We start from the raw sequence: 17,428 nt of genomic DNA, 5'->3' as shown, positions 1-17,428 counted from the left end.
TAGTTTTCCAATTAATAGCATCCGAGAAACTAGGCTGATAAAAGAATTACTTGAATCGAAAAAGGATCGATAAATTTACCCTTTCGGAACACAAAAACATTGAAATTGCATAGATCAAAATAAACAATGGGGAGCGACGCTTTTAGGGACATCGCACTTTTTTATAGAAGGCTCTGTTAAAATTTGATGTTGATAATTTGCGTAAAAATAAAAGGAAACCCAATTTAATAGGGTTTCCTTCATTCTTGTCCAACTAACGCACTTGAGTATGGAGGTTTACAAAAACTTTCGACATACTTTCTTCTAAGCATTAATCTGCTTTATACCATAATTTTTTAAAATTGGATATTTTGAAAAAGTGAAATGGTAAGTATTAATGTTGATAAGGAACCAGCAAACATTAAAGTGATTATTTTCCGTCTGTTCGTCTCTTTTGAAGATTTTACAAGTTCTCTGGACACCGCAATCCAAATAACAATGGAAACTATAGCTACTATGGTAATAACATCTGTAGACATATTTGACACCCCCTTAATTTATATTTTATGTGAATTTTACTTTATTCCGTTATCGCGCCAGTTGTATTAATCTCTATACCCTTATATACGATTTGGAAAAATTAAAGTTTCATTTTGTCTCTTTTAGTTGAATAAGGACTACAAGTTAAATTTTGATAGTCGTAAACTGTCATATGTGTCCGTCATCTCAAATACAAATGATGTTAAAAGAAATTCTTAATATGCTGATTAGTGCTCTCGTTACTACGACTATCGACAAATAAGAACCAAGCAAGGTAATTATCAAGATATTTCGGAGCCACACCTTTAAAGCGGTCTATCCATTGTTTCAAAGGAGAATGGAGACCATTGACATTTTGAATGTGATACAAGCCTTTAATTTCGTGTTTGCCACCGTCTGATTTAATTCGGTAATGCTCTAGCAGAAATTGGATTTCTCCTTCGTAAGAAGAGTTTGTTAAAGGCTGGGTTACAGGGAAGATTTCCGTTTAATAAAATTGGATAATACTTTTATTTTGGATTTGAGGTTTTTTAGGCTAAGAGGGAAGTGAAACCCCTCTTGAAAAAGTATTTCCTTTAAACCCTAGTATCTTGAGCTTTCGCATAAACCTGCAGCTGCGTAAGCAAATTCACCCTTTCAGAACACAAAAGCATCGTAATCGCATAGACCAAAATAAATAACGGGAAAATCCCTATTGAAAAATACGATGCAACCCAACCAAGAAAAGGAGGCAAAAAAGTAGTCCCTGAGTAAGCAACAGCCATTTGATAACCCATGAGCGTCTGGGAGTTTTCCTTGCCAAATCGGGCAGGAGTTTCATGGAGCATGCACGGATAGATCGGAGCTAATCCTAAACCGACGATCATGAAACCCACCAGGGAAAAACCAATAGGAAAAGGCAAGATCAACAGCAATGCGCCGCTCACTGTCATGATTTGTCCAGAACGAATGAGTAGTTTGTTCGATACTTTCATCGTGATAAATCCTGTTATCAAACGTCCAACTGTAATGCCTGCGTAAAAGAGGGATACCCATAGAGCGGCATCTCCTGGCGCAAGGCCTTTGCTGTTGACAAGAAAGCTGCTGCCCCACAATCCCATCGTTATTTCCACACCGCAATAAAACAAGAATGCTATAAGAGTCAATTTGACGCCTTTTATTTTCAAAGGGTTAACCTGCTGGCGCGGTTGTTCCGGTAAAACCATATCCTTGTTTGTTTCCTGATTGGTCTTGGAAAAACGATTCCATAAAGGAAGGGTAAACAAAAGGATAATGACCAAAGCAAATTGAATGATGGCAACGGTTAAATAGCCATTTCTCCAAGAACCGTGGCCTGTAATGAATTGGGACATAATGATCGGGCCAGCGGTAGCACCGACTCCCCAAAAACAATGCAGCCAGCTCATGTGATGGGCTTTGTAATGTGCTGCGACATAGTTGTTTAAGGCTGAATCTACTGCTCCTGCCCCTAATCCTAATGGAACGCAGCAAATTACCAGCCAAATCATTGACGGGGCAAACGTAAACCCTATGAGGGCAGATGCAGTCAGAATGCAGCTGATAAACGTAACGTTGCCCGTACCGAAACGTTTAATAAGTATCCCGCTTATCAGACTTGAAACGATGGTGCCTCCTGCAATCACCATATAGAGCAAGCCGGCTGTTTCGAGAGACTCTCCATAATCCATATGCATGACTGGCCATGCCGCACCCAGCAAGGAATCAGGCAAACCTAAACTAATAAAAGCCAAGTATATAATGATTAAAAAAAAGACAGCCATATTGCAGATCTCCTTTTCTAATTATCCTTCTATCATTCGGTCCAGCGCCAGATGATTTAGGCCATGCAGATAGTCTTGCTTCCAATCACTCAAAACAAAATCCGGCAGATGCTTTTCCGGGATATACGTAGCACTTTCTGATTTGATTTCAGCCAGAATTTCTTCATGAATCTCATCTTTGGAAAAAATAACGGCTGAAGGGTTAATAATTGCAGCAAAAGAAGCAATTAATCGCGCGGTGGCATCGTGCGCGTTCAAGTCGTTCGTCTTTTGCAGTGCCTGAAAAAAATTCATATCGTTATAAAGCGGCAGAAATGAAATTTCTCCCGTAAAGAACGTGCTTCCACGTACGACATCGCCGTTAATCAAGATACCTGCTCCGGGACCATTTTTTCCAAAATACAAATATACCAGTGACTGATTATCCGTTTTGCTTGTGTTGTAAAAGCCGATGACGGCAGCGTTCATGTCGTTTTCAACGATTACCGGTATGGAAAACAGCTTTTCATAATGAGTTTGTAGGTCTAGATTTTGAAAAGTATCATAATCGGGGATATGAAATATCCGTCCGTTTTCAACTGATCCGGGGACTCCAAAGGCGATCGCACCAATGTTTGGAAACTTTGATAGGACATCTTTGATGATCTTTGTCAATGAAGGAAGACCTTCCCGTAACACACTTTTCCGGGAACCTTGATCTTTTCGCTCCCCTCCGCAATTATAAATCGTGTAAACCGTTTCATCCTTTTCTAAAAAAATGGACAACAATAGCTTATGCTCAGGATTATATGTATATCGCTGCGCTCTTCTTCCCCCGCTTGATTCATCGAGACCGACTGTATGGACTTCCCCGTTTTCTTCCATTTCAGAAATAAACTTGCTGACGGTTGGAAAACTAATATCGAGGTGCCCGCTAAGCTCCACTTTTGTCGCACTTCCGAGTTGAAGCAGGGTTTTCCGAAGGGAGTGCAGGATCACTTGTTTCATTGACTTAGGTTTAGAAAAATGTTCATTCATTGAATTCACCACTCGTAATTAAAGTAAAAAAAGAGAAATTAGACTGTAAGCTCCACGTGATTACCCTCAGGATCTTCAATAAGGCTCTCGTAATATCCATCTCCCGTTATACGAGGACCGCTTAAGACAGAATAGCCAGCTGTTGATAATTGTTTGGTTAATTCATCAACCGCCTCTTTGCTGCCTAGTGAAAAGGCGATATGGGCCCAACCAACCATATCTGCGCGTTTTTGTTGATGCACGTCACTTCTGCGCATAACTTCCAAACGGGCTCCATTTTCAAAACGTATAAAATAAGATTCAAATTGTTTTTTCTCATTATGATATTTCTCACTTGATTGACCTTTAAAAGTCGTTTCGTAAAACGTTTTCATTTTTTCTAAATCATTCACCCAAATCGCAACATGTTCAATGTTCATTTCATCACTCACCTTTCTTAAAAGAGTTAGAAACACTTATTATAAGTGGGTAAAAAAATTTCTCAGCACTTATTAAAGATCTTTAATAAGTGATTTGAGAATACCACAGAAAAAACGAAATAACAATTTATTTTTTAAAAAGATTATTCCAATTATTTAAACCACAAATCAGTTCCAATTAATCAATAAAAAAGGAAACGAATCTAATTGTCATTCGTAAAATATTATAGAGTGTGTAAATTTGAGTCTAATAATATTTTAAGGGGGAAAGAACATGCCTATCTGGAAGAGCAAGCTGCCCTTTTTAATTTTAAGAATTATATTTGCGATTTCGACTTTAATATTTGCTGTAAGGAGCTTTTTCATTTCGTACGATGTTTTAAACAGCATGTTTATGATGTTCTCATTAGGCCTTCTATTTGTAGTACAAAGCATTGAGTTGTATGTCACGAAAAAACGTAAATATTTTATATTGACGATCTTTACTTCACTATTTCTTATGTGCGTTGGTATTATTGCCCTATTCACTCATTTGAAAATAATTTAATCAGGGAGGGCACTTTAAAATCCAAAAAAAAAAATCATCTTTCATAGGCTTTATTACCGGTGTATTATCTATTTGTCTATGGTTCGTTTTTAACTTCTTCAATCCTTACTCTAATTCAATTGATCTTGAACCTATTATAAATACGTTTGTCATGTTGTTTCTCCCGGCTTGTTTAGCAATCATTTCTTTCATTAAAATCCAAAAAATTGTTAATACTCATTGCTTTCCGGTCAAGGTAGTTGATCCAATCCGTAATCTTGAATCATCTGCCTGGAAAATCGACTAATACCCGCTCCCGCTCCGATCCCTTGAATCATACAAAATAGTTTTATATATCTATTAAATTAAAAATCCCCTTTTAGTAGCCAAAAACAAAGCATTTTTTATAGCTGCTAGAAGGGGGCCATATTTCGATTAACCGGACATCCTGTTCTTTTTAGAAATTGTGTTAGACTTATTTAATATGCTTGTATAAGTTTCCATTTTGTGATCGATCATTGGTATATAAGACATTAAATTATTAACTTGGGTTTTCACTCTGTCCTTTTGTGCTTGAAGAATTTGAACACGCTCTTGCATCGTTTCGTCTCCTTGAAGGGCAAGTTTCGCAAATTCCTTCATCTCTGCGATATTCATTCCGGTCTCCCGAAGACAGCAAGCAAATTCGAGCCATTCAATATCCTCAGTATCATAAATACGTAAGCCGTTTTCATTTCGTTTCACGGGTGGGAGAATCCCTTCCTTTTCATAATAACGGAGAGTAGGGACGGATAAGCCAACTTCTTTAGCGACTTGACCAATCGTATAGCTCACTGATAACTCACCTCAAGTTTACTCCTATTATAATGTTCATCTCGCATTTTAGGAAAACATGTGTGTCATATGTTCGACAAATGCTTCTTCGCCTAAATCTTTTCTAAGCTTTATCAACTCTTTAGCATCTTCACCAGCAATGTATCTCAACTGATTTGTTCCGTCCGTTGCCGCCTGATAGATGATCTCCGCAACCAATTCTGGAGAGGATTCTTTTTCAGAATTAATTGTATTACTAAGCGCCGCACTTACCTTATCGGAATACCCTTGATAATCCGTTAAAGAATCATCGGACAAAATGTCGATTGATCTTCCGAAAAAATCAGTTTTAACCACACCAGGCTCAATTAATTTTAACCGGATGTTTTGAGAAGCAAGTTCAAATGATAATGATTCCGTAAAACCTTCAACGGCAAATTTGGTTGCATGATAAAGCGACATGGTTGGAAAGGTTAGTCTGCCTCCCATTGAAGATAAATTGATGATTAATCCATTCTTATTTGCTCGAAAATGAGGAAGAATGGCTTTTATCACTCTCATAAGGCCAAATACGTTTACATCAAATTGTCTTTGAATTTGTTCTTCGGAAGCTGCTTCAAAAATACCCATAGCTCCATAACCAGCATTATTTAACAGGGCATCAATTTTGCCAAACCGCTCTATCCCTTTCACTATCGCTTGATGAATCGTATCCTGTTGTTCAACATCGAGTTTTGTTACAAGGACGTTATCAAACTGGGTCAGTTCGGTTTCTTTTTCCGGAGAACGCATAGTAGCAATCACATTCCAGTCTTGTTCAGCAAAATGCTTAACTGCAGCTTTTCCGATTCCAGACGATGAGCCCGTAATTAATATGGTTTTCATCTCTTTAGTCTCCTTGTGGATATTGTTTATTTTTTATTACAGTCACAGCTTACAAGCTAAAGCGCGCTTTATGTCAAGCTATTAACTATCAGCCCTCACAATAGATAATCTTTTAAAGGAATTTTGACTATAACTAATGAATTATATTATGAGGAAAAATAGGAAGGTGATCCCAGATAATGGTGTGAGAGGTGCATTTATAATTATAGATCTTCCGTTTTATCAACGTTCTTTCTTAATTGGAAAATTTTCTTATGAAATCTAAACTATGATTGATTATTTTCTTTTGGTCAGTGAAGCGATATGAAAACTATTTTCCAATTTTATTAATGATTTTCGGATGAACGAATTTGACTGTATTTCCAGTCTGAATTAGCAGGGGGGACAATGTGGTCCTCGGTCAGAAGAATATATCATAAATGGACAAGTTATTTGTGCAATATTATTACGTACTTCTTTTCCTAAATTGATAAGCTCTTGTATAGAAAACCTTCGCCTACAATTAGTATGAGTTTGTCGATTCGAAAAAAACACAACAAATTCATTTGAAGTTTTACTAACATGACAATAATAAATTTAGAGAATGGAGAGGATATTACTATGAAAATAAATCAATTAATAGTGAACAATATTAACAAATTAGATGCAGTACTACCAGTAGATAAATCGTTAGGAATTGCCGGTTTGTCTGGATCTGGTAAAACAACTTTTTGTCAAACAATCGGTGAAGAATCCAAGAAGCGTCTCGTTTCCTTATTGCCAAAGGCTGAATACCAGTATTTATTTTCCAATATTATGGAAACCAATTTCAGTGCCATCAAGATAGACGAAATGCCTTTAGTGCTTTTTCTCGGAAAATCATCCATTTCTTCCAATCCGCGTTCAACAATTGGTACACATACTGGAGTTTTTAAAGAGTTACGAGTGCGGCTTGCTGAAAAATTTAATCTTTCTCCAGAAGTTTTTTCATTTAATAATGCATTGGGCTGGTGTCCAGATTGTAAAGGTCGCGGAACTACTAAAAATGTCGAATGTCCAAAGTGTATGGGGAAGCGCTATAATCCAGAAGTTGAGCAATATAAAATAGAGTTATTGGATCAACCACATAGTATTTCCGATATTAACAACTTAAACATTGAATCGATTTTTCCCCTTAGAGAAGAATTACATATTAGTGAAGCGAAACAACATATTCTTAAAAATATTATCAATATGAATATTGGTTACTTAACATTAAATCGCATTATGGGTACATTATCTGGTGGAGAATTAACACGACTTTACTTGGCAGAATTCATGGCAGCAAGTGATAATACCGTTATTATTATTGATGAAATCTCCGTGGGTCTTGATCACCAAACATTATTGAAAATTTTAGAACAGGTTAAACAATTAGGTTATAAGAATCAAATTTGGCTCATTGATCATTCAGATACAGTGCTTGATACAACGGACGAGCAATTGTTCTTTGGACCTGGCAGTGGTAAATATGGCGGAAAAATTGTGGAAGAGTCACCACGTCCTCAACCAATCCCTTGGGACAGAAATCAGGCAATGCCAACAGAATACTATCAATTTCTTGATCTATATTGCCGTAATATTCAAATGGCTGAAATTCAGATTCCTAAAAATAGACTTATAACCTTTACGGGTGAGTCTGGATGTGGTAAATCTACACTTGTCAATGAGTGTATAGCCGAAGATTTTCTAAAGCGATATCCAAAAGATAAACTGGTTATGGTAGGGCAAGATCGAAACCAATCGATTACCAGTCGGTCAACCGTTGCGACTTTTCTGGATATTAAAAAGAAGCTTACAAAATATAGTGATGACATTGATGATATTTTTCAGCGCTCGATTGAAGATATTATTGATGAATTGCCAAATGAAGACATCGCTCACAAACGCTTGAGCTTATTGATAAAGCTTGGACTTGGTTATTTGACTTTGGAAAGAAAAACCCAATCCTTATCTACTGGTGAATTTCAATGTGTTCATTTAGTTTCGGAGTTGTTTGCTAACTCAAGAAACCCACATACGCTTTTTATTTTTGACGAGCCTTCAAAAGGTTTATCACAAAATATTTTAAACCAATTCATTGATAGTGTCAGGGTCATTCTGCAAGATGAATCAGTCTCTATCATAATGATTGAACATAATACCTATATGCTGGAAAGTTCTGATTTTATTGTAGATTTTGGTAAAAGAAAGATTGCACCTGTGGAGCATCTTGATGTTGTCAGTCATGATGATTATTTTCGTCTTAAAAATAGAGAAGATATCGCTGCTTCATCACCTATTTCTTCCACACTCAAGCAGCAAAATGGCATTACCTATTTAAAAGAAAATCAAATCGACTATTTTAAAAATGCAGAAAACGTCTATAAGGGCGGTATTTTAAAAAGCTTATCATCAATGGCCCGTTTGATTTATGGTGAATACGATTCTGAACAAATAGCACCCGTCATTGCCATTGATCTTGAAAGACACTTGTATAGCCAATATAGTTTCCTCTATGAAATTGGCGGCCTGATCAACCATATTGTGGCGGCGCATCCTACCAATAAAGATACTAGAAGTTTTGATTTCTATTATCAAGAAAATCATTGTCCATGCTGCTCGGGCCGCCGGGTGATTGAAAAATTTGATATAGATGTTGTTATTCAGGACAAAAACGTTCCATTCTGGGATGGCCTATTACATCCAGACGTGATGGAGGTATTAAAATATTATCAATATCCAAAATTACAATTCCTTTTTGATGAGATTAAGAATGAGCTCGGTCATGATATTAGTAAAAGCTATAATGAAATGACAGATGCAGAAAAGCATACCTTTTTATACGGGTATTGGGAAAAGTCATTCTATGATAAAGCAGGCAAGGCATCGAGGACATGGGAGGGCTTTAACATCATTATTGGGCGGTATATGTTCATTTCGAAATCGATTATTAAAGAGCATATGAAAGCATCAAAAGAGATGATTAACTGTCCGATTTGTCAAGGAACCGTACTAAACCATCATAAAAAGCTCAAATTTGGTGACAAGGATATTCGTGAGATTATTCATCAGCCGCTTGATCAAGTTTTGAAAACAGTAGGGAAGTTACCGGAACTGGTGAAAATGAAATCTATTGTTGGCGGCGACATGGCTTTGACGGAAGATGTCTCCCTGTTGCCTAGGGAAACACAAGTCGCGCTGAAAATGCTTGAACTGGAACTAGCAAGCTTTGCCCACTATGAAGTGGTTTTACAAAATGTCTTACCATATTGGGACAAAATTAAAGGCAATATCGAATCCATCAGCATCTATAATCGGATTACCATCTGTGATTTTGCCAATATCACTGAGACGAGAGAAACCATTATTGATAAGTATTTCACTAATGGAAAATACAAAAAACTAACGTATGTTTACGAAGCGTTTGGTTACAAAAAAATTGTCACCCAAATTAATAAGATTAAAAAAGCTCAACCATGTCCATTCTGTAAAGGGAAGAAAGTCATTTCGGAAGATGGGCTCCATGATGGCGTGCATAAATTATCGGTACCATGTGTTAGTTGTTATGCAAGTGGCATCAATGATGAAGGGCGTAAGGAAACTGTCGATGGCATAGACGTGCAAACATGGCTAACTGGAAAAGTAAGTGATGTTGTTTCTGAAAGCTTACTACCAGAGGCTGTTGCAGATATTCCAATTTTCAATCGTATTCGTGAGTTAAATAAAAGAGATATGATGGCGGTTTATCAATGCCTTGAGCAAAATAATTAAATTAGAATTATTAAAACAAGCCATATTTTAAAACAAAGCTAGATTATGCGTTTGCACTAAATGATAAATATACTTAGATTGAATAGTCAACTGTTCAAGGAGTTGCCTATGGGCAGTGCAGCCGTGACCGAATGGATTATTATATCAATAAAAATGGAATGGCTCCTTTGGAAGCGGCGAAGTGGATGGTATTTATCCAAAATGAGTTAATAAAAACAATGAAATCCATTCCAGATTATAGGAATGGATTTTGTGTTTTTACTATAGAACTTAACCTCAAATACAAACCGCAGCCAAAATCTTCTGCACATCGTAAATACTCTTATCCTTGCCGAATTTCTTAGATACGGCCGGCAGCTGTGCTCCAGAAATCCATATTTTCAGCTCGGCATCCAAATCAAATGTTCCTGCAGTTTCTACGCTGAAGTGAGAAATGCTTTTGTAAGGAATAGAATGGAAGTCTATTTTTTTCCCTGAAATGCCTTGCTTGTCCACCATAATAAAGCGTTTGTCTGTGAATACAATTAAGTCGCGGATTAATTTAAAAGCAGCGTTAACCTCTTCATTATCTATTAATATCGTTTGCAGCTCTTTTTTTGCTTCTTCTTTGCTGATTGTTGATGCGTTCCCTAACAGTCCGTTGAGTAAACTCATCATAATCTCTCCTTTTTTTGAAAATATTACATATTAATTCTATAGTAACATATTAAGCTAACAAAGCTTGAATGATAGGTTTCTCATTGAAACAAGCTTGCAATGTTATGCGACAAAGCTGAGCCGAACAACACTGAACTCGTGGAAAATCACTTCATCAAGGACAATTACGAATTTTTCGAAACCTTCTCCATCGCAGCCCCCACACAAAAATAAAACTAATGAATTTTTCCACCCCACGTATTATAATAGCAGAACAACAGGTTTGAAAGGGTTTTCATACTGATGTTGAGGGGGGTATGTCTATGTTTTTTTCGCTGCGGAGCAGGTTCATGCTTATTTTTACATTATTATTAACGATTCCTTTTATTATTTTATCCATCATTATTCCTAGCTGGTTTACCTCGATTATGGAGGAGCAAATTGAAAATTCCACCATCGAAAAAATGGATCAATACTCCCTTTATATTCATTCGGTGACGGCTCAGGCCGAGGAGGTTGGGAAACAGATACTTGTAAACCAAACGACTCAGCGATGGTTGAAGATAGAAAAGGAAGATGAAAAATCTATAAATGAAAATTTATTAATGAAGAATCAACTGAAACATCAGCTGTCTTCCATTATGATTAATAATTCATACGGAATTTCCATTACTGTATTCCTCAATGACGGGACCGGTGTTTGGTGGAATAACCCATCACTTCCACAGACGGAATGGTTCAAAAACTTTACCGCGAATGATCAGAAATGGGTAGCGGCTCACATTGATCCGTTCCAGCAATCTCAAGAAATGAGAGAAACAAAAGTAAATAGCTATCTTATTCCTTTATTTGATTTAGATACGTTTCAAACTTCTGGTGTCATTAAAGTGAACTTTCCGACCTCTTTGCTGCATACTGCTTTACGCAAGATACCGCCTGAGAAAAATGGCAATGTTTATTTGCTGGACAGCAAGGGTGAAGATGTATTAGCAGAAAAGGTAGAAACGCCAAAAAAGGTCATCCGGCAAAGCTTGGCGAAAATAAGCGATGATAAAAATGAAAAAGGCTTAATAAAAATGGACTATGAGGGAGAAGAGCATTTCGTTTTTTTTCAAAAGTTAAGCGTCGGTGATTGGATTCTTATGAGTGAAGTGAGTTCATCAGATTTGTTTTCAACGATTAATAAATTAAGACAAAGCCTGCTTCTTATCTGCTCGATTATTTTTATCACAACCATTGTTGCTTCATTTAAGCTTTCCGTTCATATCGTCAGTCCGCTGGAAAAGCTGACGAAGGCGATGACTTTTGTTGAACGCGGAGAATTTGCCGGAGCCAAGCGTTATATTCCCACTATAGATCTTCCCAATCACGAAGTGGGGTACGTCATAAATGTGTTCGGCCGCACAATAGATCGATTAAATCATTTAATAGAAACGGAATATGAGGCGAATATACGGAGAAAAAATGCCGAGTATAAAGCATTGCTATTACAAATCAATCCCCATTTTATGAATAATACGCTCGAGATTATCGGTGGACTGGCTGCGCAAGGGAAAAATGAAGATGTGATAAACGTCAGTATTGACTTGGCGCGGATGATGAGATATTCCTTGAATACGAAAAGTGATGTCGTGAACTTAGAGGATGAACTCAATTATATTAAGAATTTTACGGATATTTTAAAAATGCGATATGAGGAGTCTCTAACTATCGAAATTCAAGAGGACCCAAAAATGAAAGCGGTTTCAATAATTAAGTTTATTTTACAGCCGCTAGTCGAAAATGCGGTGAAATACAGTTTTGAAAGAAGTGAATACGCAGAAATACTGATCAAAACGAAAAAGGTTGACGATCAATTGCTGCTTGAAGTGAAAGATAATGGAGCAGGCATGCCAAAGAGAGTGATGAAGGATTTACTTCTCTATAGCAGCAATGATAGTTCTCATCAATTGTTAAAAAGCAGCGGCAGCAGCATAGGGTTAAGGAATGTGCTTGGACGGTTAATCATTTATTACGGGCAAAATTTTTCGTATGACATTCAATCGGAAATAAACGGCGGAACAAAAATATCGTTATGGATAAAGATAACGAAGGGGGATCAATATAGTGAAGCTGTTAATTGCGGATGATGAGGTGCAAATTAGAAAAGGCTTGCGTATGAAAGTAAAGTGGGAAAAAGAAGGATTCGACCGGATCGAGGAAGCATCCAATGGCAGGGAAGCACTTGATGTATTAAGCAAAATGGATATCGACATCGTGATAACAGATATCAAGATGCCTATAGTAGACGGAATCGAATTTTCTCGAATTTGCCACAGGGAGCACCTCAATGTAAAGATATTGGCATTATCGGGTTATTCCGATTATGAATATTTGCGCTCTGCGATGAAGGAAGGTGTAAAGGACTATTTGTTAAAGCCTGTCGCACCTGATGAATTAGTCGCAGCCGTGCGAAAGCTTCGTGAGGAAGTGACGAAAGAAAAAAGAAAACAAAGAGCAGCTAATCAATTGCAGGAAACCCAAGAGCAGTATTTATTGCATTTAATTAAAGAAGAATGGTCAGAAATTCATATGGAACATAAAAAACTCCGTCAGCTGCAGTTGGATGGTTTGACAGTTGAAGGGGCAAAGGTTCAGTTTATCACCGTTGAAATGAGAAATTCTAAAGAAAATCCTGAAGTATTGAGGGAACTATGGCTTCCTTTTCAAATGCTTTGCAGAGAAATCGCACAAGAGCAAAAAAGAACGTATTGCATTTATGATCCAAGCTATGCGAATATGCTGCATTTTATCCATCGTTTGGATGTAGAGCAGTTGATTTGTTCAAAAAGTTTAGCGAAAAAAGTTCAGCGATATGCAAAAGACTATTTGAAGCTGGAAACAGCCATCGGAATAGGAACGGTCGTTTCCGGCTTAACAGAATTTAAAAATGGATACATTTCAAGCTTGCTTTCCTGGAGCCAAAGTCTGTTGGGCTCCCATTCACAAGTGATTGATGGGGTTGTTGCCAAAGGGGTGTTTGATCTATCCAATGATTTTGAAAGAAAAGTAATCAATGCAATTGAAAATATCAATCGTGAGGCTTTTACAAGCAACATCTCGTCTTTATTAGGAGAAAATTGCAATCATTCGATTCAGTCTTTTTCTTATGTCGCCAACCGCTTGCTTCTGTTGCTGGGATCAGCTGCAAGAAAATATGAAATTGACACAATGGACATGCAAAGACAGATGTGGATGTGCCAGCTTAGAATATGGGAACTCAATTCGCAAATGAAGGTGTTGAATCATCTTGTCCAAATCGCGCAATCTATAATGGATGAGATTCAAAAGACTAGGTATTCGAAAGGGAAAATCACAATTGAAAGCATACGGCAATATATCGACCAGCATTATTCAGATGAGATTACGCTCACCAGCCTGTCAGAAAAATTTTTCATCAACAGTGCCTATTTATCCGAATTGTTTAAAAATCATATCGGGCAAACGTTTAGTGACTATCTGATCAAGCTGCGCATCAATAAGGCGATGTTATTTCTTAAGGACGAGCAGCTGAAAATCATTGATGTGGCAAACCTGGTCGGTTTTTCGAATTCGGGTTATTTTAGTACCGTTTTTAAAAAGTATGTAGGCCAAACGCCTGTTGAATATCGGCGATCCATCCAACTTTCTGATTAAGGTTGTGTAGTGAGATCAGCCCAGTTATAATGCAGAATGTAGCTTTTTAATTGATTGGTGGGCGATATTCCCGAAATTTTCAAATCTTATTATCCAATTTTTTTAAACGAAAACACCAAAAACATCTGATAGTCTTAGGGCTATAGATTGAACAACTTAGTGAGGTGAGGAAAACTTTGAAAATAAAAACGAAAATGATGGTTGTATTTTGCTTTATTATATTAATGCTGGCTGCATGTAAAGGCGAGGAAGAAAAAGAGGTCGAGAAGGAAAAAGAATTCACCTTGCCTATTCATGAAGCCGATTCCGACTATTTTACGGAACGATTTCGCCAGCAATACCATTATTCTCCTGAAGCCGGAAATTTAGCAGATCCGAACGGGATGGTTTATTTTCAAGGAGAATATCATCAGTTTTTTCAGCAAAATGGCCAGTGGGCCCATGCAATAAGCAAGGACCTTATTCATTGGGATCATCAGCCGATTGCCTTATTTCACGATGATTTAGGACAATCTCTTTCTGGGAGTGCTGTTGTAGATTGGAACGATACAACCGGATTTTTTGAAGGGAAGCCAGGTTTGGTTGCTATGTTTACGAATGCTAAAGAGGGAGTCGAATCTCAAAGCATTGCTTATAGCAAGGACGGAAGAACGTGGGAGAAATATGAAGGAAACCCGGTCATTCCAAATCCGGGCGTAAAGGATTTCAGAGATCCAAAGGTTTTTTGGCATGAAGAGTCAAAAAAATGGGTGATGGTCGTATCATCAAACCTTAGCGTACGCTTTTACGGATCCCCCGATTTAAAGAAATGGGACTTCCTAAGTGAATTTGGAGGGCAGGGCTCTCAAGCAGGTGTGTGGGAATGTCCTGATTTATTTCAACTTCCAGTCGATGGCGATCCGGCAAAAAAGAAGTGGGTACTGCACGTAAGTATCGGTGACAACGAAGAAACCGCTGGATCGTCCGCTCAATATTTTGTTGGAGAGTTTGACGGTGTTCATTTTACCAATGATAATCCAAAGGAAGAAGTGTTGTGGACAGACTATGGGAGAGATTTTTATGCAGCACAATCCTATTCTGATGTTCCGGCCGAGGATGGCAGGCGTATTTGGTTAGGGTGGATGTCAAATTGGCGGTATCCTTATCAATCTCCAACTGAACCATGGAAGGGAACATTATCGATTCCTAGGGCATTATCACTAAAGACTGAAGAAGACGGAAAGGTTCGTCTTGTCCAGCAGCCAGTTGAAGAACTGAAAAACCTGCGGGCAGGTGAAAAAAACTTTACCGATTTGAAAGTCGACGGGAGCTTGCCGATCTCTGATTTTTCTGGAACGACGTTTGAATTTGAAGGAGTAGCTGAATGGGAAGCTCTTGAGGAGTTTGGAATTCGCTTACGGAAGTCGGAGAAAGAGGAGACTGCCATTGGATATCAATCGGAAGGATCCTCCTTGTTTGTTGATCGAACGAAATCAGGATTGCCATCGATCATTGACAGAACAGGAGCTCCGTTTGAATTTGGGAAAAGATTCACTTCTCCTTATCCTCCAGAGAAGAAGCAAGTGAAAATCCACGGCTTTGTCGATGAATCCTCTGTTGAATTATTTATCAACGACGGGGAACAAGTATTCTCGAATTTAATTTATACAAATCCCGCGAATCGGAATATCGAGCTTTACTCAAATGGCGGACCAGTCACATTCAAGTCACTCAATTTTTATCATTTAAAATCAACCTGGAGAAAATCTCCTAAGACTGACCAAGCAGAGCGAGTCGTAGTCAATGACAAGACGATTGATCTCAAAGTAGGAGAATCGAAAGAAACCCAGGCGATTTTAAAGCCTGATTTTCTAAAAGAAAAGAAAGACATCGTTTGGAAATCGGAAAGTGACGTTGTTGAAGTCACACAAACGAAAGACGGAAAAGCGGTGATTAAAGGTCTGAAGCCGGGCCAAGCTGAAATTACGGCTGCTGATTCAACTGGAAAGATTACATCCCAGGTTACTGTATTTGTTGTTGAATAATCACATAAGAAAAGAGTGTCCCAAAAGCCAGGCTTTTGGGACATTTGTAATATTGGATTATTTTAATAAAGTCTTCGTACTACTTGATACAAATTTATAAATTTCATCTGCAGCCTGTTTGTATCCTCCAGCTGTTCGTAATGAATGCCCTATTTTTTCTGCATTTTTCTTGTATTGCGGATTACTTAGAACTTCTTGAATCGTTTCATTCAGAAGCTGGGATGTAAGATCATTTTTGTCTAGTTTTTTTCCTGCTCCTAACTCTGTCACTCGGTCAGCTACCATATACTGATCGACAGCCATAGGTATAACAACTAGAGGGGTATCGTAATATAATCCCTCACTTGTACTATTCATTCCTCCGTGGGTCACGAAAAGATCTGCCTTCTTTAACACTTCCAGTTGCGGAACATAATTTTTAACAATAAAGTTATCGGGAATGTTTTTGAATTGCGTAAGATCCGTTTGCTTACCTGCAGAAAGAATAACCGTTCCTTTAAAATCCTTTAAAGCTTCAAAACACAAATCATATATTTCAAGCTTTTGATTAAAAATGGTTCCCATTGAGAAATAGACTACTTTATCTTCGCCACTTTCTAGCTCTGAAAGATCCTCAATATCTTTTCGTTTTACAATCGATGGCCCGTTAAATTTATACTCATTATCGAACATTTCTCTGTGAGGTTGGAAATATGGAGAAGTGAACACTAATGTAATGTCTCCTGGATTTGACATGACGTCTAATACACTTTTTATGTTAACATCATATTTTTCATTAAATGTCTTCACTAATTTCTGATAAAGAGGATAATATGGCGACTGTTCAGGTTCAATATTTCTGCTTGGCATCATCTCAGTAGCCAATTGGTCATTCATCGCAAAAGTTGTGCATAATGAAACTTTAGGAAGGTTCAATAAATCTGCAATAATGGATCCTGCAAAAAGATGATGATCATATAAAACATAGTCATATGATTCATTTGCAACTTCTGACATAATTTCCTCGATAATTACTTGATATCCTTCTAAAAATGAGCATAGAAACTCAAGTGTATCTTGATCATCCGGCTCTTCTTCACTCATTCGTTTTGCAATATCAAGATTTTCAATGAAATTGTAATAATTTCTGAATGTCGCTCCAGTTTTTTGGATTTTCGTTTGATATTCTTCTATTCCATAATAAACAACACTTTCACCACGGGAAATTAACTCCTCAATGACTCCTAAAGACGGGTTAGTATGTCCTTCTGCTGGAAATCCAATTACAAGTATATTTGCCATCGTATTCAATCCTTTCAAAGATTAATAACTTGATCGTTAGAAAAATATTACAGTTAGCCACACTTTACTACAAAGTGTAAG

Annotated in this window: 12 protein-coding genes and 1 pseudogene; 4 read left to right on the top strand and 9 right to left on the bottom strand. The window is 37.5% G+C overall.

Annotation, left to right across the window (positions count from 1 at the left end; genetic code table 11):
- Positions 1-335: 335 nt before the first annotated feature.
- From JOC74_RS23635 to JOC74_RS15970, 7 genes and pseudogenes are all read right to left on the bottom strand, one after another.
- Positions 336-518, bottom strand: a complete 183-nt coding sequence (locus JOC74_RS23635; RefSeq protein ID WP_053601918.1) for a hypothetical protein — start codon at positions 516-518, stop codon at positions 336-338.
- Positions 519-656: 138 nt separating this feature from the next.
- Positions 657-940 (bottom strand): annotated as a pseudogene (locus tag JOC74_RS15995) (IS1595 family transposase); the annotation flags it as partial.
- 154 nt (positions 941-1,094) lie between these two features.
- The gene (locus tag JOC74_RS15990; protein ID WP_053601919.1) at positions 1,095-2,300 is read right to left on the bottom strand and encodes an MFS transporter; all 1,206 of its coding nucleotides are present in this window, start codon (positions 2,298-2,300) and stop codon (positions 1,095-1,097) included.
- A 21-nt stretch (positions 2,301-2,321) separates the two neighbouring features.
- Complete coding sequence (locus JOC74_RS15985; protein ID WP_053601920.1) at positions 2,322-3,317, bottom strand: ROK family transcriptional regulator; 996 nt, start codon at positions 3,315-3,317, stop codon at positions 2,322-2,324.
- Between the two features lie 38 nt (positions 3,318-3,355).
- Positions 3,356-3,736 (bottom strand): VOC family protein, encoded by a 381-nt coding sequence (locus tag JOC74_RS15980; protein ID WP_053601921.1) that lies wholly within the window; start codon positions 3,734-3,736, stop codon positions 3,356-3,358.
- Between the two features lie 961 nt (positions 3,737-4,697).
- Positions 4,698-5,096, bottom strand: a complete 399-nt coding sequence (locus JOC74_RS15975; protein ID WP_053601923.1) for a MerR family transcriptional regulator — start codon at positions 5,094-5,096, stop codon at positions 4,698-4,700.
- A 48-nt stretch (positions 5,097-5,144) separates the two neighbouring features.
- Positions 5,145-5,960, bottom strand: coding sequence for an SDR family oxidoreductase (locus tag JOC74_RS15970; RefSeq protein WP_053601924.1), 816 nt, complete (start codon positions 5,958-5,960; stop codon positions 5,145-5,147).
- A gap of 600 nt (positions 5,961-6,560) precedes the next feature.
- Here JOC74_RS15970 and JOC74_RS15965 point away from each other — a divergent pair.
- Positions 6,561-9,731 (top strand): ATP-binding cassette domain-containing protein, encoded by a 3,171-nt coding sequence (locus tag JOC74_RS15965; protein ID WP_053601925.1) that lies wholly within the window; start codon positions 6,561-6,563, stop codon positions 9,729-9,731.
- 276 nt (positions 9,732-10,007) lie between these two features.
- Here JOC74_RS15965 and JOC74_RS15960 read toward each other — a convergent pair whose 3' ends face one another.
- The gene (locus JOC74_RS15960; RefSeq protein ID WP_053601926.1) at positions 10,008-10,385 is read right to left on the bottom strand and encodes a PH domain-containing protein; all 378 of its coding nucleotides are present in this window, start codon (positions 10,383-10,385) and stop codon (positions 10,008-10,010) included.
- Positions 10,386-10,717: 332 nt separating this feature from the next.
- On the opposite strand from JOC74_RS15960, the gene JOC74_RS15955 reads away from it, so the two are divergent.
- The 3 genes from JOC74_RS15955 (at position 10,718) to JOC74_RS15945 (ending at position 16,066) form a co-directional block, all read left to right on the top strand.
- Positions 10,718-12,496, top strand: a complete 1,779-nt coding sequence (locus JOC74_RS15955; RefSeq protein WP_245212982.1) for a cache domain-containing sensor histidine kinase — start codon at positions 10,718-10,720, stop codon at positions 12,494-12,496.
- On the top strand, positions 12,474-14,042 hold the full coding sequence (locus tag JOC74_RS15950) for a response regulator transcription factor (RefSeq protein ID WP_053601928.1): 1,569 nt from the start codon (positions 12,474-12,476) through the stop codon (positions 14,040-14,042). Before JOC74_RS15955 ends, JOC74_RS15950 begins: the two co-directional genes overlap by 23 nt.
- 176 nt (positions 14,043-14,218) lie before the next feature.
- Positions 14,219-16,066: a GH32 C-terminal domain-containing protein gene (locus tag JOC74_RS15945; protein ID WP_225970306.1), complete on the top strand. Its 1,848-nt coding sequence runs from the start codon at positions 14,219-14,221 to the stop codon at positions 16,064-16,066.
- Between the two features lie 57 nt (positions 16,067-16,123).
- On the opposite strand, the gene JOC74_RS15940 is transcribed toward JOC74_RS15945, so the two are convergent.
- Positions 16,124-17,347: a macrolide family glycosyltransferase gene (locus JOC74_RS15940; protein ID WP_053601929.1), complete on the bottom strand. Its 1,224-nt coding sequence runs from the start codon at positions 17,345-17,347 to the stop codon at positions 16,124-16,126.
- Positions 17,348-17,428: the final 81 nt, after the last annotated feature.

This window comes from Bacillus capparidis (assembly GCF_017832095.1).
GTDB classification, from domain to species: domain Bacteria; phylum Bacillota; class Bacilli; order Bacillales; family Bacillaceae; genus Bacillus; species Bacillus gobiensis.
The sequence above is the reverse complement of the archived record's forward strand: the minus strand, read 5'-3'. Positions and strand labels throughout refer to the sequence as shown.

Bases quoted from the DNA above. Each gene is read 5' to 3' on its own strand.
- JOC74_RS23635 (WP_053601918.1), bottom strand. From the start codon at position 518: ATGTCTACAGATGTTATTACCATAGTAGCTATAGTTTCCATTGTTATT.
- JOC74_RS15990 (WP_053601919.1), bottom strand. From the start codon at position 2,300: ATGGCTGTCTTTTTTTTAATCATTATATACTTGGCTTTTATTAGTTTA.
- JOC74_RS15985 (WP_053601920.1), bottom strand. From the start codon at position 3,317: ATGAATGAACATTTTTCTAAACCTAAGTCAATGAAACAAGTGATCCTG.
- JOC74_RS15980 (WP_053601921.1), bottom strand. From the start codon at position 3,736: ATGAACATTGAACATGTTGCGATTTGGGTGAATGATTTAGAAAAAATG.
- JOC74_RS15970 (WP_053601924.1), bottom strand. From the start codon at position 5,960: ATGAAAACCATATTAATTACGGGCTCATCGTCTGGAATCGGAAAAGCT.
- JOC74_RS15965 (WP_053601925.1), top strand. From the start codon at position 6,561: ATGAAAATAAATCAATTAATAGTGAACAATATTAACAAATTAGATGCA.
- JOC74_RS15960 (WP_053601926.1), bottom strand. From the start codon at position 10,385: ATGAGTTTACTCAACGGACTGTTAGGGAACGCATCAACAATCAGCAAA.
- JOC74_RS15955 (WP_245212982.1), top strand. From the start codon at position 10,718: ATGCTTATTTTTACATTATTATTAACGATTCCTTTTATTATTTTATCC.
- JOC74_RS15940 (WP_053601929.1), bottom strand. From the start codon at position 17,347: ATGGCAAATATACTTGTAATTGGATTTCCAGCAGAAGGACATACTAAC.